Genomic DNA, 20731 nt, shown 5'->3' with positions numbered 1-20731 from the left:
GGCATCCCTATGAGTAGAAAGAGGGTGTAGGGCGCGTCTGGTTCAGTGCCCACTCACCCAGTTCGTGGAGCTTGTAGTCCACCGGGTCGTGCAGGCTCTGGGTACGCAGGTTGCGCCAGTAGCGGTCGAGGCGTAGCGAGGCGTGGGTGGCGCGAGCGCCGGTCACCTCGAACAGACGGTTGCAGATATCCAGGCCGGTGCGGGCAGCCGCCACCTTGGCCGTGGCGATGGACAGCGCCAGTTGCGCGCGCTCCTCGGCACCGAGGGCGTGTTCCTTGTGCCAGGCGTCGTCGAGTTGCGCGGCGGCGCGTTCAACCAGCAGGCGCACGCCTTCCAGGCCGACCCAGAACTCGCCGTAATGGCGCAGCACATAAGGGTCTTCGCTGACGTGCTGAGCCTTGGAGCGAAACCAGGGCCGGCCTTCCTTGAGGGTGTACTGACGGGCCTCCTCCAGGGCGCCTTCGGCGATGCCGAGGAAGATATGGGCGAAGTGCAGTTGGGCGATCAGCGGGCGCAGGCAGGCGAAGGGCGTGCTCAGCGGGCCGGGGTCGAGCAGCAGTTCGTTCTCTTCCACGCGCACGCGCTCGAAGGTGGCGCTGCCACTGTCGGTCTGGCGCTGGCCCATGTTGTTCCAGTCGCCGTGCAGGGTGATGCCGGTGCGGCCGCTGGGAATGGCGGCGATCAGCAGTTTGCCGCCGGCGCTTTCGTCGACCGCAGAGGCAATCAGCATTTCCGAGTCGCTGGCGCCGGAACAGAAGCTCTTTTTGCCGGAAAACTCACGCCAGCCATCGAAGGTCTTGACCACGGTGCGGGTATCCAGCGGATTGAGTGCATTGCCCCAGAACCAGTTCTTGCGCGCGGTCTGCTCGAACCAGGGCTGCCACTGATCGGGGCGGGAGAACAGGCGCACGGTGGCCAGCATCAGGTGCTGGAAGCCGAAGACGTGGGCAATGGAGCTGTCGACCTTGGCGAACTCGCGCACCACGCCCAGGGTTTCGCTCCAGCTGGCGCCAAGGCCGCCGAACTGGGTCGGGATGCTCAGCGACAACAGGCCGCTCTGACGGATCGCATCGCGCTGCTGCTTGGGGGTGCCGCCGGCCTCGTCGCGTTCGACGGCGGTCTCGGCGAAATCCGCAGCCAGCCGGCGAGCGGTCTGCAAGGGGCTGAGCACGGTGGGTTGTTGATTGGTTCTCACGCGATATCCCTCGCTGATTGGCCTTCCAGGCAAATGGGGTGCTGGCTCATGCGAACTCCTCAGGCGATCTTGCGCAGGGCATGCGCCTGGCCACGCAGCAGAGCGGCGGCGCGCTCGGCAGCCAGTTCGATACGCGCCTGCAGGGCATTGCTGGCGACGCGGTAGTCGGCGAAGTCGGACTCGCTGGCGTACACGCCGATGGGCAGGGTCAGCGACTGGAAGAAACTGAACAGCGGGCGCAACTGGTGATCGAGCACCAGCGCATGGCGTTCACTGCCACCGGTGGCGGCGAGCAGCACCGGGGTGTCGATCAGCGCATCCTGGCCGATCAGGTCGAACAGGTGCTTGAACAGCCCCGGATAGGTGCCACGATAGACCGGCGCGGCGACCACCAGCAGATCGGCTGACTCGATCTGGCGCAGTTCGTGTTCGACGGTTTCCGGCAGCTCCTTGCGCCACAGCGCACCGCCGAGCGGACGGGCGATGTTGCCCAGTTCGATCAGGTGGGTGTCGATGACCAGATGCTTGCCGACTTCACTGACGATGGCTTCGGTCAGTGCCAGAGTGCGCGAGGGACGGGAGGTGCCACCGGAAACGGCGACGACTTTAAGGGGAGTGCTCATCCGAGATATTCCTGTAGGGCTGTGGCTCGAGGTGAGGCACCTGGAGCAATCGCCATACCAGCAGCACGCACCCCGGAAACACTGGCCTGGCCGGCAATCAGAGGGCTCGGTGCTGTTGATGTGCCAGACGAATTGTTGAATCGCTGTTGCTGGATCAACAGTTGTCCTGCTGTTGCTGTGGCAACAGTTCGTAGGGTGTGAGCGGAGGCAGGTACTGGTTCAGGCATCAGCATTTCCGAGTCTTCGAGCATTGGCGGTACGGGTTGCTACGGCCTTGATCCCTCGTCTTATAACGGTTAAGAGTTATCTCTAAAAATAATATAAATAAATATTTATATTATTTTTAGAGATAAGAGGTGCAGTCGTATACCGGCAATCCGAACCTGCTCCTGGCGCCATAACCTTATGCAATAAAAGTATTTCCACCTTCATGCTTATGCTCGCTATCGTCTTGCTACAACTTGTTATGACAAGTGGAAATGACGAGACGGAACATGGCCCAACTGCTACCGCTTTCACCCGTACCGCTGTACAGCCAGCTCAAGGAATTGCTGCGCACGCGCATCCTCGATGGCACCTACCCGCCGCACAGCCGCATGCCCTCGGAAAGCGAGCTGGGCAAGGCGTTCGACGTCAGCCGTATCACCGTGCGCCAGGCCCTCGGCGACCTGCAGAAGGAAGGGCTGATCTTCAAGATCCACGGCAAGGGCACCTTCGTCGCCAAGCCCAAGGCGTTCCAGAACGTCAGCACCCTGCAGGGCCTGGCCGAGTCCATGTCGCAGATGGGCTACGAGGTGCTCAACCGCCTCACCAGCCTCAAGCATCTGCCGGCCAGCGCCCGTGTGGCCGAGCGCCTGCAACTGGAGGAGGGCGCGCCGGTGACCGAGATCAAGCGTGTGCGCCTGGTCAATCGCGAGCCGGTCTCGCTGGAAGTCACCTACGTGCCCCGTGCCATCGGCGAGAAGCTGGAGAAGGCCGACCTGGTGGCGCGCGACATCTTCCTGATCATCGAGAACGACTGCGGTATCGCCCTCGGCCATGCCGACCTGGCCATCGACGCGGTACTCGCCGAGGACGACCTGACCCACGCGCTGGACGTGGAGGAGGGCGCGCCGATCATGCGTATCGAGCGCCTGACCCACGGCGCCGACGGCACGCCGCTGGACTTCGAATACCTCTACTACCGTGGCGATGCCTTCCAGTACCGCCTGCGCATCGACCGCAACAAGGAGCGCCCGGCATGAACACCCTCGAACGCGAATATGATCTGGTGGTGATCGGCGGCGGTACCGCCGGGCCGATGGCGGCGATCAAGGCCAAGGAGGCCAACCGCGACTTGCGCGTGTTGCTGCTGGACAAGGCCAACGTCAAGCGCAGCGGTGCCATCAGCATGGGCATGGATGGCCTCAACAACGCGGTGATTCCCGGTCATGCCACGCCGGAGCAGTACACCAAGGAAATCACCATCGCCAACGACGGCATCGTCAATCAGGCGGCGGTCTACGCCTATGCCAGCAAGAGTTTCGAGACCATCGAGCAGCTCGACCGCTGGGGCGTGAAGTTCGAGAAGGACGAGACCGGCGACTACGCGGTGAAGAAGGTGCACCACATGGGCGCCTACGTGCTGCCGATGCCGGAAGGGCACGACATCAAGAAGGTACTGTACCGCCAGCTCAAGCGGGCGCGGGTGGAGATCACCAACCGCGTCATCGCCACCCGTCTGCTGACCGACGCCGACGGTGCGGTCAACGGTGTGATGGGCTTCGACTGCCGCACGGCGGACTTCCATGTGATCCGCGCCAAGGCGGTGATCCTCGCCTGCGGCGCCGCCGGGCGCCTGGGCCTGCCGGCCTCGGGCTACCTGATGGGTACGTACGAGAACCCGACCAATGCCGGCGACGGCTATGCCATGGCCTATCACGCTGGGGCTGAGCTGGCGAACCTCGAATGCTTCCAGATCAACCCGTTGATCAAGGACTACAACGGCCCGGCCTGCGCCTACGTCACCGGCCCGCTGGGCGGCTACACCGCGAATAACAAAGGGGAGCGCTTCATCGAGTGCGACTACTGGAGCGGGCAGATGATGTGGGAGTTCCACCAGGAACTCGAAGGCGGGAATGGCCCGGTGTTCCTCAAACTCGACCACCTGGCCGAGGAAACCATCCAGACCATCGAAGAAATCCTGCACAGCAACGAGCGGCCGAGTCGCGGCCAGTTCCATGCCGGGCGCGGCACCGACTACCGCACCGGCATGGTCGAGATGCATATCTCCGAGATCGGTTTCTGCTCCGGTCACAGCGCCTCGGGCGTATGGGTCAACGAGAAGGCCGAGACCTCGGTCAAGGGGTTGTACGCCGCTGGCGATATGGCCGCGGTGCCGCACAACTACATGCTCGGCGCCTTCACCTACGGCTGGTTCGCCGGTAGCAACGCCGCCGCCTACATCGCCGGGCGCGACTTCACCCCGGTGGATGCTGCGCAGGTCGAGCGCGAGCGGGCGCGGGTGTATGCCCCGCTCAAGCGTGAGCATGGCCTGCCGCCGGCGCAGGTGGAGTACAAGCTGCGGCGCATGGTCAACGACTACCTGCAGCCACCCAAGGTGACCAAGAAGATGGAGATCGGCCTGACCCGCTTCGCCGAGATCGAGCGCGACCTGGATCAGCTCAAGGCCAACAACCCGCACGAGCTGATGCGTGCGCTGGAGGTCAGCGTGATTCGCGACTGCGCCGAGATGGCCGCGCGCGCTTCGTTGTTCCGTACCGAGAGCCGCTGGGGGCTGTACCACCACCGCGTCGACCACCCGCAGCGCAATGACGCCGAGTGGTTCTGCCATGCCCATCTGAAGAAGAACGAGCAGGGCGAGATGACCAGCTTCAAGAAACCGGTCGAGCCTTACCTGATCGACCTGGCGGCGGATGAGCAGAGCGCCTACGACCGACTGCGGGTGAAGACCGAGGCGGCGGCGTGACTTCGTAGGGTGGGCCGGGCGGTGATCCGCTTCAGCCCACCGAACAGCCTGGTGGGCTGAAGCCCACCCTACATGGATAACGTGACATGGCCTATCAACCCCAGGAAATCTTCTTTCGCAGCAGCGCACCGGTGATCGTCGATGAAGACAAGTGCATCGCCGACAAGGGCTGCACCGTCTGCGTCGAGGTGTGCCCGATGGATCTGCTGGCGATCAACCCGGCCACGCAGAAGGCCTACATGGCCTTCGACGAATGCTGGTACTGCATGCCCTGCGAGAAGGACTGCCCGACCGGTGCGGTGAAGGTGGAGATTCCTTACCTGCTGCGTTGAGCCGGTGCGCGCGGCGCACCCTAGGAAATATCACGGCCCCTGCGCGTAGCCCGGATGCAATCCGGGAATGCTCTGGCCACCTTGATCCACCGGTCCCGGATTTCATCCGGGCTACGACAAGCAAAACCCGCCATCCGGCCAACCACCGGACGCCTGATGCAACACCCCTCGTTTCCCACCGGCCCACCTGCTGGCGGAGACGATTCCAACACTCAATGATTCGAGGGGAGAACACCCATGCTCTTGCGTAGCACCCTGGCCGGCCTTGCGCTGGCACTCGCCGCCATCCAGGCGTCGGCCGAAACCATCCGGGTCGCCATCGGCACCCAGGACACCACCATCAACTGCGCCGCTGGCGGCCTGCTCATCCGCGAGTTGGGCCTGCTCGACAAGTACCTGCCGAAGGACGGCAAGTACAAGGACGCCAAATACGTCGTCGAATGGAAGAACTTCACCAGTGGCGCACCGCTGACCAACGAGATGGTTGCCGGCAAGCTGGATTTCGGCGCCATGGCTGAATTCCCCGCCGCCTTCAATGGCGTCGCGCATGAGGAAGCCGGTAAACGCAGCCTACTGATCAACGTGCTATCCGGCAGCATCAAGGGCAGCGGCAATGGCATCGTGGTGCCAGCTGCCTCGCCAGTGCAGTCGCTGGCCGACCTGAAAGGCAAGACCATTTCCGTGCCTTTCGCCTCCACGGCCCATGGCGTCCTGCTGCGTGCGATCCAGGCCCAGGGCTGGGATCCGGAAAAGGACGTGCGGATCATCGCCCAGGCTCCGGAAATCGCCGGTTCGGCGCTGCGCAGCAACCGTATCGATGCCCATGCCGACTTCGTGCCCTTCGCCGACCTGTTCCCCAACCGCGGCTTCGCCCGCAAGATCTTCGATGGCTCGCAGACCCAGGCGCCGACCTTCCACGGTGGTCTGGTCAACGCCGAGTACGCCGAGAAGTACCCGGAAGTGGTGGTCGCCTATCTGCGTGCCGGTATCGAAGCCAACCAACTGCTGGCCAGCGATCCCGAGAAGTACAGCCTGCTGATCGAGAAGGTCACCGGCATCGAAGCCGAGGTGAACTACCTGTTCCATGGCCCGTTGGGCCTGCAGACCCGTGACCTGACCTGGAAGCCGGAGTACCGCAAGGCCGTTGCTGGCGCGCTGGAAACCCTCAAGACGCTCAAACGCACCAACCGCGATCTCGACCTGAATACCTTCATCGACGACCGCTATGTGCGTCAGGCCTTTGCCGCGTCCGGCGTGGACTACGACAAGGCATTGGCCAACTACGCGCCGGTCGCCCTGAAGGCCAACGATGCCGTCACCGGCAAGCCGATCACCGACTTCAAGCGCGTTGCGCAGATCTGGGTACGTGGCGAAGACAAGGTACGCAGCTACGCCTCGCCGGAGGCCGCGCTCCAGGCCCTGGCTGCGCTGGAAGAAGAGGGCAAGGACATCCGCGCCATCTACGCTCACGCCGCCGACAGCGGGCTCAAGCTGTTGGCCAACCAGGCCTGGTTCGTGCGCAACGGCAAGGGTGAGCTGAGCGCCTTCCTGCTCAAGGAACAAGCCCAGTCCTACGCCCAGGCCAACGGCGGCGAAGCGCTGGACTTCGTCGGCGTCAACCAGAAGCTGGTGGCCAGCCGCTAAGACCTGGCCCTCTGTCCACCGCCTTCCGATCCTGCGAAAGGGCGCTGGCAGAGGGCCTGACGTAGCCCGGATGAAATCCGGGACAACGCAGCACGGTTCTTCCCGGATTTCATCCGGGCTACGGAGATTGCCATGACCTCGCTCTATCGCTGGCCCCTGCGCCTGGCCTCGCTGGCCGCCTGCCTGCTGTTCTGGCAGGTGGCCGCCAACCAGCGCCTGGATCTGGGGCTGATCGCTTTCACCTACGTGCCGACCCCGGCCGCTGTACTGGATGCCGCCTGGCACCTGTTGCAATCGAGCAAGCTCGCCGACCACCTCGGCAGCAGCCTGGGGCGGGTGTTCACCGGTTATCTGGCTGCCGCCGTTGCAGGCGTGCTGCTGGGCCTGGCCATCGGCCGCTCGAAGTGGGCCGAAGACAGCCTGTTGCCGCCACTGGAAGTGCTGCGGCCGATTCCCGCCGTGGCCTGGATTCCCCTGGCGATCCTGATGTTCCCGTCGTCCGAGGCGTCGATGATCTTCATCACCTTCACCGGCGCGCTGTTTCCCATCCTGCTTAACACCGTGCATGGCGTCGAAGGTGTCGACCCGCGCTTGGTGGCCTCGGCGCGCAGCCTCGGGGCAGGGCGGCTGGCCATCCTGCGCGAAGTGGTGCTGCCCGGCGCCGCGCCGAGCATCGTTACCGGCCTGGCCATCGGCATGGGCACCTCCTGGTTCTGCCTGGTTACCGCCGAGATGATCTCCGGCCAGTTCGGCATCGGCTACTACACCTGGGAGTCCTACACCCTGCAGAACTACCCGGACATCGTCGTCGGCATGCTGCTGATCGGCGTGCTTGGCATGGTCAGCAGCACGCTGGTGCGGCGCCTCGGCGCCTTCGCCACACCCTGGTACCAGAGCGGAGGCAAGCGCACATGAGTGTCTACCAACAGGCTCCAACGCCGGGGCGTATCGATGGCCGACAACTGTCCATTCGCCTTGGTCAGGGTCGCGAGGCCTTCGAGGCGGTGCAACGTCTGGACTTCGCCATCGAACCCGGCGAGTTCGTCTGCATTCTCGGGCCTTCCGGCTGCGGCAAGTCGACGTTGCTCGGCGCCCTGGCCGGGCACCTGCAGCTCAGCGGCGGCAGCCTGCTGGTCGATGGCAATGCCGTAGCAGGGCCATCGCCGCAGCGCGGCATGGTCTTCCAGCACCACACCCTGTTGCCCTGGCGCAGCGTGCTGGACAACGTCGCTTTCGGCCTGAAGATGCAGGGCATCGGCAAGATGCAAAGGCGCGAGCAGGCGCTGGAGATGCTGCGCCTGGTCGGCCTGCAGGATTTCGCCCAGCGCTGGCCCAATCAACTGTCTGGCGGCATGCAGCAACGCGCCGAGATCGCCCGCGTTCTGATCAACCGGCCGCGCCTGCTGCTGATGGATGAACCCTTCGGCGCCCTGGATGCGCAGACTCGTGCACGCATGCAGGAACTGCTGCTGGATATCTGGACGCGCATCCGCACCACCGTGGTGTTCGTTACCCATGATATCGACGAGGCGCTGTTTCTCGCCGACCGCATCCTGGTGATGAGCCCGCGTCCCGGCCGCTTCATCGAAGACCTGCGCCTGGAATTCCCACGCCCGCGCAATGCCAGCCTGCTCACCAGCCCCGGCTTCACCCACCTCAAGCGCCACTGCCTGGAGCTGCTGCGCCATGAGGACGGCCGTGAACTGCCGCGCCTGACGCCGCTGGGCCTGCCGACCACCGATCATCCGACATTGCGAATCGCCCTATGACCGACCTTAACCTTGCTGACCTGACCACCGAAAACCCCGACATTCTCGACCTGCTGCCGCGTCTGGCCGCTGACGATGCCGGCATCCGCCGTATCGCACTGATCGACCTGGCCGATCTGGAAGATCCGGACGCCTTGCCCTGGCTTGCCCGCGCCTTGCGTGAGGATGCCGACGCTGCTGTACGCGCCGAGGCGGCGCGCCTGCTCGAGGCCTGGGAGGAGCCCGAGGTGGTTGCAGCCTTGTGCGCCGCGCTGGCCGATGCCGATGAGCGTGTACGCAGCGCCGCCGCGCAGAGCCTGAGCGAGCTGAAAAGCGCCGAAGCCGGGCGGGTGATCCTGCCCTGGGCCAGGCATGCCGATGCCTTCGTTCGCGCCAGCGCCCTGCGTGCGTTGCGCGAGTTGCGCCTGGCCGACGCCGCACCGCAGGCGCTCGAGGCGCTGGACGACAGCGACGCCTTCGTCCGTCGCGAGGCGGTCGGCATTCTCGGCTGGCTCAAGCAGCATGAGGCGCTGCCGGCCCTGGCGCGCCTGGCCAGTGACGACGCCGATACCGAAGTGCGCCGAGCGGCTACCGGTGCCTTGGGCCTGGCCCGTGATGCCAGCGTCCTGCCCGCACTACGCGCAGCCCTGCACGACCGTGAGTGGCAGGTGCGCGAGGAGGCCGCCACCACCCTTGGCAAGGTCGGCCTGAACGAAGCCGGTGCAGCGCTGATCGAGGCTCTTGGCGATGGCTACTGGCAGGTACGCCTGCGCGCCGCCCGAGCGCTGGGCAAGTTGCGCCATGCCGCTGCCTTGCCGGCACTGGTGGAATTGCTCGGCCACAGCATCAGCAACCTGCGCAAGGAGGCGGCCCTGGCCCTGGGCGAGCTGGCCGACAAAAGCGCGGTACCGGCTCTGCAGGCTGCGGAAAACGACGGCGACCCGGAAGTGCGCAAGGCCGTGCGTATCGCCCTCGCGCAGTTACAGGGTACAGACCGGTGATAGCGCCAACCTCCCTGCGCAGCGCCGCTGGGCAGCTTCTGCTGGACTGGCCGGACGGCAGCCGCAGCGAGCTTGCCCACGCGCGTTTGCGCGCGGCCTGCCCCTGCTCGCAGTGCCGCGCGGCGCGCCTGCACGGGCGTATCGATCTGGCACCAATCGACATCCGCGTGCAGGCCATCAACGCTCAGGGATATGGCGTGCAACTGATCTTCAGCGACGGCCACGACCGCGGTATCTACCCCTGGGACTACCTGCGCGGACTGTAGCCCGGATGCAATCCGGGATTTCACCGATGTTCTCCCCGGATTTCATCCGGGCTACGGCTCTACGCTTTCCCGTAGGGTGCGCCGTGCGCACCGGGAATGCCGATCTTTTGGTGCGCATGGTGCCTCCTACGCTTTATTTGATATTCCTTTTTGTTTGGCAAATAAAATAATTAATTATTTTTTGGATATATGCGCTAGGCATAGAGTAGGACTCAACGCGGCGCCGCAGACCGACTGCCTGCCCCGACTAGCCAACTAGAGGATCTGTTAATGCCGTCCGCAGACATCGCTTCTCAGCCTGCCGTTTCCATCCAGCGTCCCACCGACCTGCGCAGCGTGCTGGCCGTATCCAGCGACGAGTTGTTCGAACGGGCTCGCATTCGTGGCCATGAACAAGGCGTCATCTATGCCGGCAGCCTCTATCCGCCGGAGGCCTGGGCACTGGTCGAGGCGGGCGAGGCGACCCTGGTCGATGTGCGCACTTTCGAGGAGCTGAAATTCGTCGGCCATGTGCCGAACAGCCTGCATGTGCCCTGGCAGAACGGCCCGGCACTGATCAAGAACCCGCGCTTTCTGCGTGAGCTGGAAACCAAGGTGCCCCGCGACAAGCCGGTGGTACTGCTGTGCCGCAGCGGCAAGCGCTCGGCAGCGGCAGCGACTGCGGCCACGGCGGCTGGTTTCTCCGAGGTATTCAATGTGCTCGAGGGTTTCGAAGGCGATCTGGATGCCCAGCGCCAGCGGGGCGAGAGCGGTGGCTGGCGGCACTGGAACCTGCCCTGGGTACAGGATTGAGCCATTGACCGCCAACGGGAGGCGCGAGCGGTGCTCGCGGCCTCAGGCATCGCAGCGTTTTTCTGAGTAATCGAAATGCCCCACCAGCACATTGCAGACCTGGAATACCTCAACCCGCATCTGGCTGACAGCCGAGCGCCGCGCGTCAACTGGCAACTCGAGCAGATCGTCGAGCAATTGCGTGAGGCGCGTAGCGACTGGCGCAGCCGCACTGGCCGTAACCGTGAACTGGGCAGCCGCGAGTTGCCCTCGCGACAGGCGCTGGAGGCGATCTTCGAAGGCCTCTGCGGAGCACTGTTCCCCATGCGCCTCGGGCCCAGCGACCTGCGCCAGGAAAGCGAGGACTTCTACGTCGGCCACACCCTCGACAGTGCGCTCAACAGCCTGCTGTCGCAGGTGCGCCTGGAGTTGCGCTATGCCGCGCGTCAGCAGGGCGACGTGGAGAAAGACAGCGAGGCCGAGGCCATCGCTATCGTGCGCGATTTCGCCGCTGCGCTGCCGGGCCTGCGCCGCCTGCTCGACAGCGACGTGCTGGCCGCCTATGCCGGCGACCCGGCGGCGCGTAGCGTCGACGAAGTGCTGCTGTGTTACCCGGGTATCCTCGCCGTCATCCACCATCGCCTGGCCCACCACCTGTACCGCGCCGGCCTGCCATTGCTGGCACGTATCGGTGCGGAAATCGCTCATTCCTCCACCGGTATCGACATCCATCCCGGCGCGCAGATCGGCCACAGCTTCTTCATCGACCACGGCACTGGGGTGGTGATCGGCGAGACCGCGATCATCGGCAACCATGTGCGCATCTACCAGGCCGTGACCCTTGGCGCCAAGCGCTTCACGGCTGACGAGAGCGGGCAGTTGCTCAAGGGTGAGCCGCGTCACCCGATCGTCGAGGATGACGTGGTGATCTACGCCGGCGCCACCATCCTGGGACGCATCACCATCGGCAAGGGCTCCAGCATCGGCGGCAACGTCTGGCTGACGCGCAGTGTGCCGCCCGGCAGCAACGTGACCCAGGCCAGCCTGCAGCACCAGGCCAGCAACACCGGTTAATCCGCGGCGTTCGCCGCAACCCCTGCACAGCATCCACACGACGGTCGTGCGATCACGACCGTGCGGGATTCTGCGCGCCTTGAAAACCGCAACAGGAGTGTTCCATGGCTGACAATCAGGATGTACGCCTTGCCCTCGGCGACAGTGCCGCCCGGCAACTGGCGAACGCGACCAAGACCGTACCGCAACTTTCCACCATCACCCCGCGCTGGCTGGTACACCTGCTGCAGTGGACGCCGGTGGAGGCCGGCATCTTCCGCCTGAACAAGGTGAAGAACCCGCTCAACGTGCAGGTCGCCTGTTCCCAGCGCGACGAGGCGGTGTTGCCGCAGACCTTCGTCGACTACGAAGACGCGCCGCGCGAGTATTTCCTCAACGCGGTGACCACCATCCTCGACGTGCACACCCGTGTCTCCGACCTCTACAGCAGCCCGCACGACCAGATTCGCGAGCAACTGCGCCTGACCATCGAGACCATCAAGGAGCGTCAGGAAAACGAGCTGATCAACAACCCCGAGTATGGCCTGCTGTCCAGCGTCGACCCGGCCCAGCGCATCTCCACCCTGGGCGGCCCACCCACCCCGGACGACCTCGATGAGCTGATCGCCAAGGTCTGGAAGGAGCCGGCGTTCTTCCTCGCCCACCCGCTGGCCATCGCCGCCTTCGGTCGCGAGTGCACCCGTCGCGGCGTGCCGCCACCCACCGTCAGCCTGTTCGGTTCGCAGTTCCTCACCTGGCGCGGCCTGCCGTTGATCCCATCGGACAAGGTGCCGTTCGATGACGACGGCAAGACCAAGATCCTGCTGCTGCGCGTCGGCGACAAGCGCCAGGGCGTGATCGGCCTGTACCAGCCGGGCGTGGCCGGCGAGCAGAGCCCGGGGCTGTCGGTGCGCTTCATGGGGATCAACCGCAACGCCATCGCTTCCTACCTGATCTCGCTGTACTGCTCGCTGGCGGTGCTGACCGAAGATGCCCTGGCCGTACTCGATGACGTAGAGGTCGACAAATACCATGACTACCCAGTTGCTTACCGCTGAGCCCCAGGCTGACGGCCTGCCGGATCTCGCCAGCCTGGCGCGTCTGGCCAATGAGCTGTTCGCCGCCAAACCGGGCGAGGTGCCGCGTGCCGGCGGTGAGGCGCCCAGCCTGACCGCCCATGAAGCGCCGCAGACCGCGACCGCACCGGCCGGCACCCTCGATGGTCTGGATCTGGGTTCGCCGCAGGCCTATACGGCGGCCATTCCCCAGGTCTATCCGGGTGCTGCGATCGTGCAGCCACCGGGTGCCGGTGGTGCGGCTGCCCCCTCTGGCTATTACTTCAGTGACCTGCCGGCACCCGGCGTCAGTGATTCTGCAACGCGCGAGGATCGCGTCGCTGCGCGCAGCGATGGCCTGCCGGGTGGCGACGAGCTGGCCCAGGTGCTGCAATCGCTGCTGGGCGAGTCACGCAGCACGACATCGACACCTGCGCAAGTGCAGAGCGGAGCGGGGCAGTTCTACTTCCTCGACCAGGGATCGGCACCGCGTCTGGAGAAGGCGCCGCAGGCATCCGGCCAGCCACAGACTACCGGCAGCTTCGATGTCAACGCCGTGCGTCGTGACTTTCCCATCCTCCAGGAGCGGGCCAATGGCAAGCCGTTGGTGTGGTTCGACAATGCCGCCACCACGCAGAAGCCACGCCAGGTGATCGAGCGCATCAGCTACTTCTACGAGCACGAGAACTCCAACATCCACCGCGCCGCGCACGAACTGGCGGCGCGTGCCACGGATGCCTACGAAGGTGCCAGGAGCACGGTGCGACGCTTTCTCGGTGCACGTTCGGAGGAGGAGATCATCTTCGTGCGTGGCGCCACCGAAGGCATCAACCTGATCGCCAACACCTTCGGCCGCAAGTTCATCGGTGCGGGGGACGAAATCATCGTTTCCCACCTGGAGCACCACGCCAACATCGTCCCCTGGCAACAGCTGGCGGCCGAAGTGGGCGCGAAGATCCGGGTGATTCCGGTGGACGACACGGGGCAGATCATTCTTGAGGAATACGCCAAGCTGCTCTGCCCGCGCACCAAGCTGGTCTCCATCACTCAGGTCTCCAACGCCCTGGGTACGGTGACGCCGGTAGCCGAGATCATTGGCCTGGCGCATGCGGTGGGTGCCAAGGTATTGGTGGATGGCGCACAGTCGGTCTCGCACCTGCGGGTCAACGTGCAGGCGCTGGATGCCGATTTTCTGGTGTTCTCCGGACACAAGATCTTCGGCCCCACCGGTATCGGCGTGGTCTACGGCAAGCGCGATCTGCTCGAGCAACTGCCACCCTGGCAGGGCGGCGGCAACATGATCGCCGACGTCACCTTCGAGAAGACGGTGTACCAGGGGCCGCCTGCGCGTTTCGAGGCCGGCACCGGCAACATCGCCGATGCGGTGGGGCTGGGGGCGGCGTTGCAATACGTCGAGCGTCTGGGGCTGGAGAACATCCAGCGCTACGAGCATGACCTGCTGGTGTACGCCACCCGTGGTCTGTCGGCCATCCCTGGCCTGCGCCTGATCGGCACCGCGGCGCACAAGGCCAGCGTGCTGTCCTTCGTGCTCGACGGCTACCGCACCGAGGAAGTCGGCGCCGCCCTCAACCGCGAGGGCATCGCCGTACGCTCCGGCCACCACTGCGCGCAGCCGATCCTGCGCCGCTTCGGGGTCGAGGCCACGGTGCGACCGTCGTTGGCGTTCTACAACACCATTGGTGAAGTGGATCTGCTGGTCGATACCGTGCAGCGTCTGGCGCGCAGACGCTGAACCCTCAGCCATGAACGAGCCCCCGGTCGCGAGGCCGGGGGCTTTCGTTTGTGCATGGGCACCGTCAGAAGCCTGGCGGCTATCGGCTACAAGCTGCCACGCCATGGGCGTGCATTTCGACCTGTAGCGGACGCGCGCACCGAGAGATGATCCGCGCTGTGAAGTGCAGAGCAGTACCCCGAGGACGCCCAGGAGTAGGGCGCTCAGGTTAATGCCAGTCACTTAAGCGTCAGGATAAGGTTACGTAGGGTGCGCTGTGCGCACCAATGGTCGTGGCGCCAGCATCTCGGTGCACACGGTCTGGGCGGCCCCGCGACACCCTACAAAGGCTATGCGTGCCAGACACTACGTTTATCTGATCGGCATCAGGCGCTCAGGTGGTTTTTCTTTCAGCCCTTCCTTGCAGCGAGTCTGTGCCCAGGCCTCAGCGAAGGCACATGTCTGAATTTTGTTGTACTAAGCAACTTATTGGTTGTAACGTGCATCCATTATTGCGGAGGCCTTGGGATGCACGCTGATAAGTACCTGGTTGAAGAAATTCGCGCGATCTCTCGAACAATGGTTCGCGAGCTTGGATTCATGGGGGGCGACTTTGCAGGAACCGACCTCTCGCCGTCTGCCGTGCATGCCCTGATCGAGATCGAACAAGGAGAGATCACGGCGCGTGATCTCGGTGCTCGGCTTCGACTCGAAAAGTCCAGCGTGAGCCGTATGCTGCGCAAGTTGGTGGCGTCCGGTGAGCTGCAGGAGACGCCTGGGAAGGACGATGGCCGCGTCAAGATGCTCTCTCTGACCGCTGCGGGTAAGCAGCGTGTGGCTGCAATCCACGACTTCGCCCGCGCTCAGGTCATTGCCGCTCTGGAGCGGTTGAAACCTGGCGAGGGCCAGCTTGTACTCGCGGGCATGCGGCTTTATACCCAGGCGCTCGATATCACGTCGGGCACCCCTGATCGTTCACTCAATATCGAGATCGTGCGGGGATACCGACCAGGCATCATCGCCCGTATCACGGACATGCATGCGCTGTATTACTCACGCGAGTCAGGTTTCGGCCAGCGCTTCGAGTCCGTAGTGGCGAGCGGGCTCGCCGAGTTTTGCAATCGCCTGGAAAACCCAGGAAATGCCATCTGGACGGCGTGTCTCGATGGCCAGATCGTAGGTTCCGTGGCCATCGATGGCCAGGACATGGGCGAGAACGTAGCGCATTTGCGCTGGTTCATTCTCTCCGATGAGGCCCGTGGCGGTGGGGTGGGGAAAAAGCTGCTGGACGCGGCCCTGTCGTTCGTCGATGAACGGAATTTCACTGAAACGCACCTATGGACCTTCTCTGGACTGCACGCCGCACGCCATCTCTATGAAGCACGCAACTTCGTATTGGCAGAGGAGCGGCCAGGCGCGCAATGGGGCAAGGAAGTCCTGGAGCAGCGTTTTGTCAGGCCTCGACCATGAATGCTGGGCTCCATTGGCCAGGGTTGTCGCTGCCTGAGCATTCCCCGCAAGCTGGCTAACGGTGTTCGTGATTGGCGGTTTTTTACTGAGTTACTGGTGCTAGCTACGGTGGTTCGATGGTACTCAGCGACGGCTCCGAGAAACTGATCCTCGGCATCAACTTGGGACTTTTCGCCTACACCCTCGTCATCCTCATGGCTATTGTCGCGGTGGCCATGGATCGTCGGAGTCGGTTGGTAGGAGCGTCTTGTTAGGGCAGGCAGTGAGTGGTTAGCAATCCGCTTTCGGAAAAAGCAGTGCCGCCTTCATACCCGGTTGTGACTGTGAGCAGTTTGTGTGACTAGGCAGTGCCCTGCCAGAGGCCGCGTGTGACAACGGCCGGCTGGCCGCTATCGACCAATCCCCCCGCATGGATCGGTACAACGGCACTGCTTTAGCATAGACAGCCCTTTTGTATCTGTCTTTCATAGTTGACCGTGCTGTTGTTGAGTGCAGTTGCAGGGCTTAAAAAATGGGCTATCTTAATTCGTGCGCTTGAGTTTTTTCCGTGCCGCAGCGACACACAATTTAAGAGCAATGTATCTAGAGAAATTATATAACTGCTTCCCACATCCATTCTTCAGGGAGAGAAGCATGAGGAGGTTTTCAATACTCTTGCTGTCTACTTCATTGGCAGTCCCAGTAGTTGCTTTTGGTGGAACAGATATTACTGGCAAGGGGACGACAGTAGCTAAAGCTTGTTGGTTTTATAATCTACAGGCAAATAAGCACGCGCGCACGAATAATTCATGCTGGGCTAAGTGCGTGTCGAAAAATGTTGTGAGAGCTAATGGTGAGTATAGCTATACATTCAACAACCCCAATCAGCAGGGAAGCTGCGAATCTAAGTACGATGGTGGGAGTGGGTTGAGTGAAGAAGATTTTTATACTGCCTATCCTCCCCCCGAGGGCGTCGACAATCCATATTCGCCCCCTACTGGCCCAACTTCAGCAGTGGTTAAGAATAAAGATTCATTTGCGAATATCGGAGTGCTGCTGATTAAAAACCAGAGCAATCGACCGGTACGCTATGAATGTCGGGTTTTTAAAGAGCAATTTGAGCGTCGCCAATTACATTCTGTCGAGATTGCAACTGTTCAACCGAATAGCAACTACAGCAAGGAATTCCACAGCTTTGACCCTGCAAGGTGGAGTGGTGAATGTATAAAAACATGAAGCCATCAGCTATTTTTTTTGCAATACTCATTGCTGGCTGTGCAGTAGGCATGAATAAGCAAGCTAATTTCACCGATGAAGCAGCAGAAAATAGCTGCCAGCAACACTGCAACCTTAATTATGGGGCCTGCATGAATACAGCTAACAGCCCAGAAGCCAGACAGGAATGTATTGATACGCGCAACATCTGTTTCGAAGGGTGCTAGTTAATGGCCGATTTCTGCCTATCTCGACCGGACGCTATCGGCTAACAACAGTCCATGGCCAGGAATTAAGTTCGGCCGCGTTACGGTGTCGACAGTAAAACCAGCGCTCAAAAGCTACCGCCGCGCCCTTTGCCTTGCGCTTATCATCGAGGGGACGCGGAGCAGGGCTGATCGAACAGGTTGCGATCCAATAGACAGTCGATGAATGCACCGAGGGCGGCTGGCCGGTGTTGTCTATTCGGGTAATAGAGGAACAGCCCTGGACGCGAGATCGACCAGTCAGCAAGGACCTGGATCAGTCGTCCCTGGGCCAGAAGCTCACCCACGGCTTCTCTCTCGAAATGATAGGCAATGCCGAGCCCTTGTAGAGCGGCAGCGATGCCTATGTCGGGGTGATTGGTGACGACGGGGCCATCGACCGCCACTTCCAGCGGCTGTCCCCGTTCCTGGAACTCCCAGCGATAGGGCCTGCCGTCCATCTGCAGTCGCCAGTTGATACAGGCATGATCCTGCAACTCGGCAGGTGACTGGGGTGTGCCTCGATGTGCGAGGTAATCCGGAGATGCCACGGCGACCATGTTCAGATCCGGGGTGAGGCGGACGGCCACCATGTCCTTCTCCAGCCGGCCACCCATACGGATGCCCGCATCAAAACGGCCAAGCACGATATCGGCCAGTGCATCGTCGACCACGATGTCGAGCAGCACATCAGGGTATGCCTGGTGGAAGCGTGCCAGCCGGGGGGCGATGAGGGTTCTGGCGGCGATCCCTGGCGTATTGATACGAAGCGTTCCGCTTATCTGCCCTGTTGCCTCACTGGCTTCAGCGACGGCAACAGCCATCTCTCGAAACAAGGGAGCAATGCGGTTGTAGAGCTGTTCGCCACTCGTCGAGGGCGCGACGCTGCGGGTGGTGCGATTGAGCAGGCGTGTGCCAAGGCGAGTTTCGAGTTGCCGAATGGTCTGGCTGAGCGCGGAGGGCGAGAGACCCAGATGCTCTGCTGCGCGGGCGAAGCTTTGGCGTTCGACGATGGCCACGAAGGCTTTTAGCTCAGCAAATTCGGATCCGCGCATTGTGCATTTTTCTCTACATAGCCAATGCCGATTCTAGGTGATTCAGTTAATTCTGTCCGGTACGCATCCTAGGGCTGTCACCGACCCTATGGAGCTGACAACATGCCTAGCTTGACCCTGCCCGAGCCCATCGCTGTGTACTTCGCCGCCGAACACAATCCTGAAGCCCTGGTGCATTGCTTCACGGCGCAAGCCGTGATGAAGGACGACGGTCACACCTACACGGGTATCAACGCCATCAAGGCCTTTATGGCCGAGGCGTCGGCCAAGTACAGCGCGACGAGCGTGCCCTTTGCCATTGAGCAAGAGGACGGATTGCAACTCGTCCGCGCCAACGTCAGCGGCAACTTCCCTGGTAGCCCGATCGTTCTGTCGTACCGCTTTCGTCTTGAGCGCGGCCTGATCGCATCGCTGGAGATCACGGCATGAGCTTCGACTTGCAACTCAATGGCCTGCGCGCTGTGGTCACCGGCGGCACGATGGGGCTTGGCGCTGCTGTCGTGCAGATCCTCGTGGAGGCTGGCGCCCGGGTGGCGACATCGGCGCGCGACGTGTCAGTACCATCTGTGGACGGCGTCACCTATATCGCTGCCGATCTGACGACGGCACAAGGTGTCGCTCGCCTCGCGCAGACTGTCCTCGAGAGCTGGGGCGGTGTCGATATCGTGATAAACGTGGTCGGTGGTTCAAGCGCTCCAGGTGGTGGCTTTGCCGCCCTCAGTGATGAGCATTGGCTGGCAGAGCTGAACTTGAATCTGATGCCTGCCGTACGCCTGGATCGCGCGCTGCTGCCATCCATGCTGACGCAGGGGGCGGGCGTCATCATCCATGTAAGTTCGATCCAGCGCATGATGCCTCTCCCCGAGTCCACTACAGCCTACGCCGCCGCCAAGGCAGCGCTCACCACCTACAGCAAGTCCCTTGCGAGAGAGGTAACGCCTAAAGGGGTTCGTGTGCTGAGCGTCGCACCTGGGTGGATAGAGACCGAGGCGTCCGTAAGGTTTGCAGAGCGGCTCGCTGAGCAAGCGGGAACCGACTACGAAGGAGGGAAACGAATCGTTATGGAGGCGATAGGCGGAATCCCCCTGGGTAGGCCGGCCAAGCCTCAGGAGGTGGCTGATCTGATCGTCTTCCTGGCGTCCCCCCGAGCCGCCTCGATCTCTGGCTCCGAGCACCGTATCGACGGCGGCACGATATCGACGCTGTAAGCGACGATGGCAATCAACTGAATGACGGCGAGCCCAGGGTTCGCCGCTTCCCTGGCTCTCTCGGGATGTTCCCGATGCCGTTGCATGCTTCGGGATATCCGATCGTCCAAACCTTCAAGCCTGCAGCACCGCCTTTGCTCCTGTGCCTGGAGCGACGTCTGTCTATTGCCTTGAGCTGCCGCTCACCCAAATTGCTTCCGATACGCCCCCGGCAACACCCCGACCACCTTGCTGAATGCCCGTGTAAAGGCGGCTACCGACTGGTAGCCGCAGGCGTCGGCTGCCTCGGCGACCGGTTGGCCTTGTTGCAGCAGGCGGCAGGCCTGGCGCATGCGCAGGCTCAGCAGCACATGGCCGGGCGAGGTGCCGGCCAGCTCCTGGAAGCGCTTGCAGAAGGCCGAGCGCGACAGCCCGGTCAATTCGGCCATCTGTTCCAGCGGCCAGACCTGCTGGGGTTGGGCGATCAGGCGTTCGAGCAGGGCGGCGAATTGCGGGTGGCGGGCCAGGCCCAGCAGCCCGCCGAGGTCGGCCACGGCCTGGCTCTGTTCGCGCAGCACATAGAGAAACAGCAGGTGGCTGAGGCGCTCCAGCAGGGCGCCGGCCGGGCCTTCGTTGCGTGAGCATTCCTCCATGATCAGTTCGAACAGCCGCCGTGCAGCGCTGGAACCTGGCTCTCCTGCGCGCAGGATCAGGTGATCGGGCAGGGCGTCGATGATCAGGCTGCTCAGCCCTGGACGGAAATGGAAGAAGCCGCAGACCAGGCTCACGCCATCACGCGCGCTGGCGTCCAGTGCCTGCATGGCGATGCGTGGGTTGCACTGCGCCTGTTCGGGCGAGGCCGCGTCGGATAGCCGGTAGGGCAGGTCGCGCAGCAGGAACACGGCGTCGCCGCTGTGCAGGGCGATGCTCTGTTCGCGTTCGTGCAGGTGCAGCCAGCACTCGCCCTGAACCAGCAGGTGGAAGCTGGCGCGCGCCAGGCCGTGAGTGCTGGCCTGCCAACTGCCGCAGTAACGGCCGACATGGAACAGGCTGGCGTCCAGTTCCAGACTGTCTAATAACCATTCAAAAGGGGCAGTGGAAGAATTCATCTAATGGAAAGACTCAGGAGCAAGTGAACGCGACTTTAGAATATGGCTCACGATTTTTATAACCAAGACAATAGTGCCACACC

At 62.9% G+C, this 20731-nt stretch carries 21 protein-coding genes; 17 read left to right on the top strand and 4 right to left on the bottom strand.

From position 1 onward, the window contains the following. Positions 1-7 precede the first annotated feature (7 nt). Complete coding sequence (locus C7A17_RS25620) at positions 8-1195, bottom strand: acyl-CoA dehydrogenase family protein (RefSeq protein ID WP_106742165.1); 1188 nt, start codon at positions 1193-1195, stop codon at positions 8-10. A gap of 59 nt (positions 1196-1254) precedes the next feature. Further along, the gene (gene msuE / locus C7A17_RS25615) at positions 1255-1818 is read right to left on the bottom strand and encodes an FMN reductase (RefSeq protein WP_106742162.1); all 564 of its coding nucleotides are present in this window, start codon (positions 1816-1818) and stop codon (positions 1255-1257) included. A 494-nt stretch (positions 1819-2312) separates the two neighbouring features. Here msuE and C7A17_RS25610 point away from each other — a divergent pair, with 494 nt between their 5' ends. The 15 genes from C7A17_RS25610 (at position 2313) to C7A17_RS26865 (ending at position 17279) form a co-directional block, all read left to right on the top strand. Further along, entirely contained in the window at positions 2313-3062 is a 750-nt protein-coding gene (locus C7A17_RS25610; protein WP_106742159.1) for a GntR family transcriptional regulator, read from the top strand. After that, on the top strand, positions 3059-4786 hold the full coding sequence (locus C7A17_RS25605) for a fumarate reductase/succinate dehydrogenase flavoprotein subunit (protein ID WP_106742157.1): 1728 nt from the start codon (positions 3059-3061) through the stop codon (positions 4784-4786). Before C7A17_RS25610 ends, C7A17_RS25605 begins: the two co-directional genes overlap by 4 nt. Positions 4787-4872: 86 nt before the next feature. Beyond that, complete coding sequence (locus tag C7A17_RS25600) at positions 4873-5118, top strand: 4Fe-4S dicluster domain-containing protein (RefSeq protein ID WP_106742154.1); 246 nt, start codon at positions 4873-4875, stop codon at positions 5116-5118. Positions 5119-5355: 237 nt separating this feature from the next. Further along, a complete protein-coding gene (locus C7A17_RS25595) occupies positions 5356-6762 on the top strand; it encodes an ABC transporter substrate-binding protein (protein WP_106742152.1) in 1407 nt (468 codons plus the stop codon). A 132-nt stretch (positions 6763-6894) separates the two neighbouring features. Beyond that, positions 6895-7677, top strand: coding sequence for an ABC transporter permease (locus tag C7A17_RS25590; RefSeq protein WP_106742149.1), 783 nt, complete (start codon positions 6895-6897; stop codon positions 7675-7677). Next, the gene (locus C7A17_RS25585; protein WP_106742147.1) at positions 7674-8531 is read left to right on the top strand and encodes an ABC transporter ATP-binding protein; all 858 of its coding nucleotides are present in this window, start codon (positions 7674-7676) and stop codon (positions 8529-8531) included. The genes C7A17_RS25590 and C7A17_RS25585 overlap by 4 nt, the downstream gene beginning before the upstream one ends. Further along, complete coding sequence (locus C7A17_RS25580; protein WP_106742144.1) at positions 8528-9511, top strand: HEAT repeat domain-containing protein; 984 nt, start codon at positions 8528-8530, stop codon at positions 9509-9511. The genes C7A17_RS25585 and C7A17_RS25580 overlap by 4 nt, the downstream gene beginning before the upstream one ends. Further along, on the top strand, positions 9508-9777 hold the full coding sequence (locus C7A17_RS25575) for a DUF971 domain-containing protein (protein ID WP_106742142.1): 270 nt from the start codon (positions 9508-9510) through the stop codon (positions 9775-9777). Before C7A17_RS25580 ends, C7A17_RS25575 begins: the two co-directional genes overlap by 4 nt. A gap of 270 nt (positions 9778-10047) precedes the next feature. Continuing rightward, entirely contained in the window at positions 10048-10569 is a 522-nt protein-coding gene (locus C7A17_RS25570; protein ID WP_106742139.1) for a rhodanese-like domain-containing protein, read from the top strand. A 75-nt stretch (positions 10570-10644) separates the two neighbouring features. Next, positions 10645-11622, top strand: a complete 978-nt coding sequence (gene epsC / locus C7A17_RS25565; protein ID WP_106742137.1) for a serine O-acetyltransferase EpsC — start codon at positions 10645-10647, stop codon at positions 11620-11622. A 104-nt stretch (positions 11623-11726) separates the two neighbouring features. After that, complete coding sequence (locus C7A17_RS25560; RefSeq protein ID WP_106742135.1) at positions 11727-12659, top strand: family 2A encapsulin nanocompartment shell protein; 933 nt, start codon at positions 11727-11729, stop codon at positions 12657-12659. Continuing rightward, positions 12634-14409, top strand: a complete 1776-nt coding sequence (locus C7A17_RS25555) for a family 2A encapsulin nanocompartment cargo protein cysteine desulfurase (protein WP_106742132.1) — start codon at positions 12634-12636, stop codon at positions 14407-14409. Before C7A17_RS25560 ends, C7A17_RS25555 begins: the two co-directional genes overlap by 26 nt. A 507-nt stretch (positions 14410-14916) precedes the next feature. Beyond that, positions 14917-15858, top strand: a complete 942-nt coding sequence (locus C7A17_RS25550) for a bifunctional helix-turn-helix transcriptional regulator/GNAT family N-acetyltransferase (RefSeq protein WP_106742130.1) — start codon at positions 14917-14919, stop codon at positions 15856-15858. A 633-nt stretch (positions 15859-16491) separates the two neighbouring features. After that, entirely contained in the window at positions 16492-17073 is a 582-nt protein-coding gene (locus tag C7A17_RS26870; protein WP_158704709.1) for a hypothetical protein, read from the top strand. After that, positions 17058-17279, top strand: a complete 222-nt coding sequence (locus C7A17_RS26865; protein WP_158704708.1) for a hypothetical protein — start codon at positions 17058-17060, stop codon at positions 17277-17279. Before C7A17_RS26870 ends, C7A17_RS26865 begins: the two co-directional genes overlap by 16 nt. Before the next feature lie 143 nt (positions 17280-17422). Here C7A17_RS26865 and C7A17_RS25540 read toward each other — a convergent pair whose 3' ends face one another. Then, positions 17423-18352 carry a LysR family transcriptional regulator gene (locus C7A17_RS25540; protein ID WP_106742128.1) on the bottom strand — a complete coding sequence of 310 codons (930 nt, stop codon included), beginning with the start codon at positions 18350-18352 and terminating at the stop codon, positions 17423-17425. 102 nt (positions 18353-18454) lie between these two features. On the opposite strand from C7A17_RS25540, the gene C7A17_RS25535 reads away from it, so the two are divergent. Then, the gene (locus tag C7A17_RS25535; RefSeq protein ID WP_106742125.1) at positions 18455-18781 is read left to right on the top strand and encodes a nuclear transport factor 2 family protein; all 327 of its coding nucleotides are present in this window, start codon (positions 18455-18457) and stop codon (positions 18779-18781) included. Beyond that, the gene (locus C7A17_RS25530; protein ID WP_106742122.1) at positions 18778-19560 is read left to right on the top strand and encodes an SDR family oxidoreductase; all 783 of its coding nucleotides are present in this window, start codon (positions 18778-18780) and stop codon (positions 19558-19560) included. Before C7A17_RS25535 ends, C7A17_RS25530 begins: the two co-directional genes overlap by 4 nt. A 182-nt stretch (positions 19561-19742) precedes the next feature. On the opposite strand, the gene C7A17_RS25525 is transcribed toward C7A17_RS25530, so the two are convergent. After that, the gene (locus C7A17_RS25525; protein WP_106742119.1) at positions 19743-20648 is read right to left on the bottom strand and encodes an AraC family transcriptional regulator; all 906 of its coding nucleotides are present in this window, start codon (positions 20646-20648) and stop codon (positions 19743-19745) included. Positions 20649-20731 lie beyond the last annotated feature (83 nt).

This window comes from Pseudomonas mendocina, assembly GCF_003008615.1.
Taxonomy (GTDB): Bacteria; Pseudomonadota; Gammaproteobacteria; order Pseudomonadales; family Pseudomonadaceae; genus Aquipseudomonas; species Aquipseudomonas mendocina_C.
Note: the sequence above shows the minus strand (reverse complement) of the source record. Positions and strands in the feature narration are given on the sequence as shown.

Excerpts from the sequence above, each read along its gene's own strand:
- msuE (WP_106742162.1), bottom strand. The coding sequence starts at position 1,818 with ATGAGCACTCCCCTTAAAGTCGTCGCCGTTTCCGGTGGCACCTCCCGT.
- C7A17_RS25610 (WP_106742159.1), top strand. The coding sequence starts at position 2,313 with ATGGCCCAACTGCTACCGCTTTCACCCGTACCGCTGTACAGCCAGCTC.
- C7A17_RS25605 (WP_106742157.1), top strand. The coding sequence starts at position 3,059 with ATGAACACCCTCGAACGCGAATATGATCTGGTGGTGATCGGCGGCGGT.
- C7A17_RS25600 (WP_106742154.1), top strand. The coding sequence starts at position 4,873 with ATGGCCTATCAACCCCAGGAAATCTTCTTTCGCAGCAGCGCACCGGTG.
- C7A17_RS25595 (WP_106742152.1), top strand. The coding sequence starts at position 5,356 with ATGCTCTTGCGTAGCACCCTGGCCGGCCTTGCGCTGGCACTCGCCGCC.
- C7A17_RS25590 (WP_106742149.1), top strand. The coding sequence starts at position 6,895 with ATGACCTCGCTCTATCGCTGGCCCCTGCGCCTGGCCTCGCTGGCCGCC.
- C7A17_RS25585 (WP_106742147.1), top strand. The coding sequence starts at position 7,674 with ATGAGTGTCTACCAACAGGCTCCAACGCCGGGGCGTATCGATGGCCGA.
- C7A17_RS25580 (WP_106742144.1), top strand. The coding sequence starts at position 8,528 with ATGACCGACCTTAACCTTGCTGACCTGACCACCGAAAACCCCGACATT.
- C7A17_RS25570 (WP_106742139.1), top strand. The coding sequence starts at position 10,048 with ATGCCGTCCGCAGACATCGCTTCTCAGCCTGCCGTTTCCATCCAGCGT.
- epsC (WP_106742137.1), top strand. The coding sequence starts at position 10,645 with ATGCCCCACCAGCACATTGCAGACCTGGAATACCTCAACCCGCATCTG.
- C7A17_RS25560 (WP_106742135.1), top strand. The coding sequence starts at position 11,727 with ATGGCTGACAATCAGGATGTACGCCTTGCCCTCGGCGACAGTGCCGCC.
- C7A17_RS25555 (WP_106742132.1), top strand. The coding sequence starts at position 12,634 with ATGACTACCCAGTTGCTTACCGCTGAGCCCCAGGCTGACGGCCTGCCG.
- C7A17_RS25550 (WP_106742130.1), top strand. The coding sequence starts at position 14,917 with ATGCACGCTGATAAGTACCTGGTTGAAGAAATTCGCGCGATCTCTCGA.
- C7A17_RS26870 (WP_158704709.1), top strand. The coding sequence starts at position 16,492 with ATGAGGAGGTTTTCAATACTCTTGCTGTCTACTTCATTGGCAGTCCCA.
- C7A17_RS26865 (WP_158704708.1), top strand. The coding sequence starts at position 17,058 with ATGTATAAAAACATGAAGCCATCAGCTATTTTTTTTGCAATACTCATT.
- C7A17_RS25540 (WP_106742128.1), bottom strand. The coding sequence starts at position 18,352 with ATGCGCGGATCCGAATTTGCTGAGCTAAAAGCCTTCGTGGCCATCGTC.
- C7A17_RS25535 (WP_106742125.1), top strand. The coding sequence starts at position 18,455 with ATGCCTAGCTTGACCCTGCCCGAGCCCATCGCTGTGTACTTCGCCGCC.
- C7A17_RS25530 (WP_106742122.1), top strand. The coding sequence starts at position 18,778 with ATGAGCTTCGACTTGCAACTCAATGGCCTGCGCGCTGTGGTCACCGGC.
- C7A17_RS25525 (WP_106742119.1), bottom strand. The coding sequence starts at position 20,648 with ATGAATTCTTCCACTGCCCCTTTTGAATGGTTATTAGACAGTCTGGAA.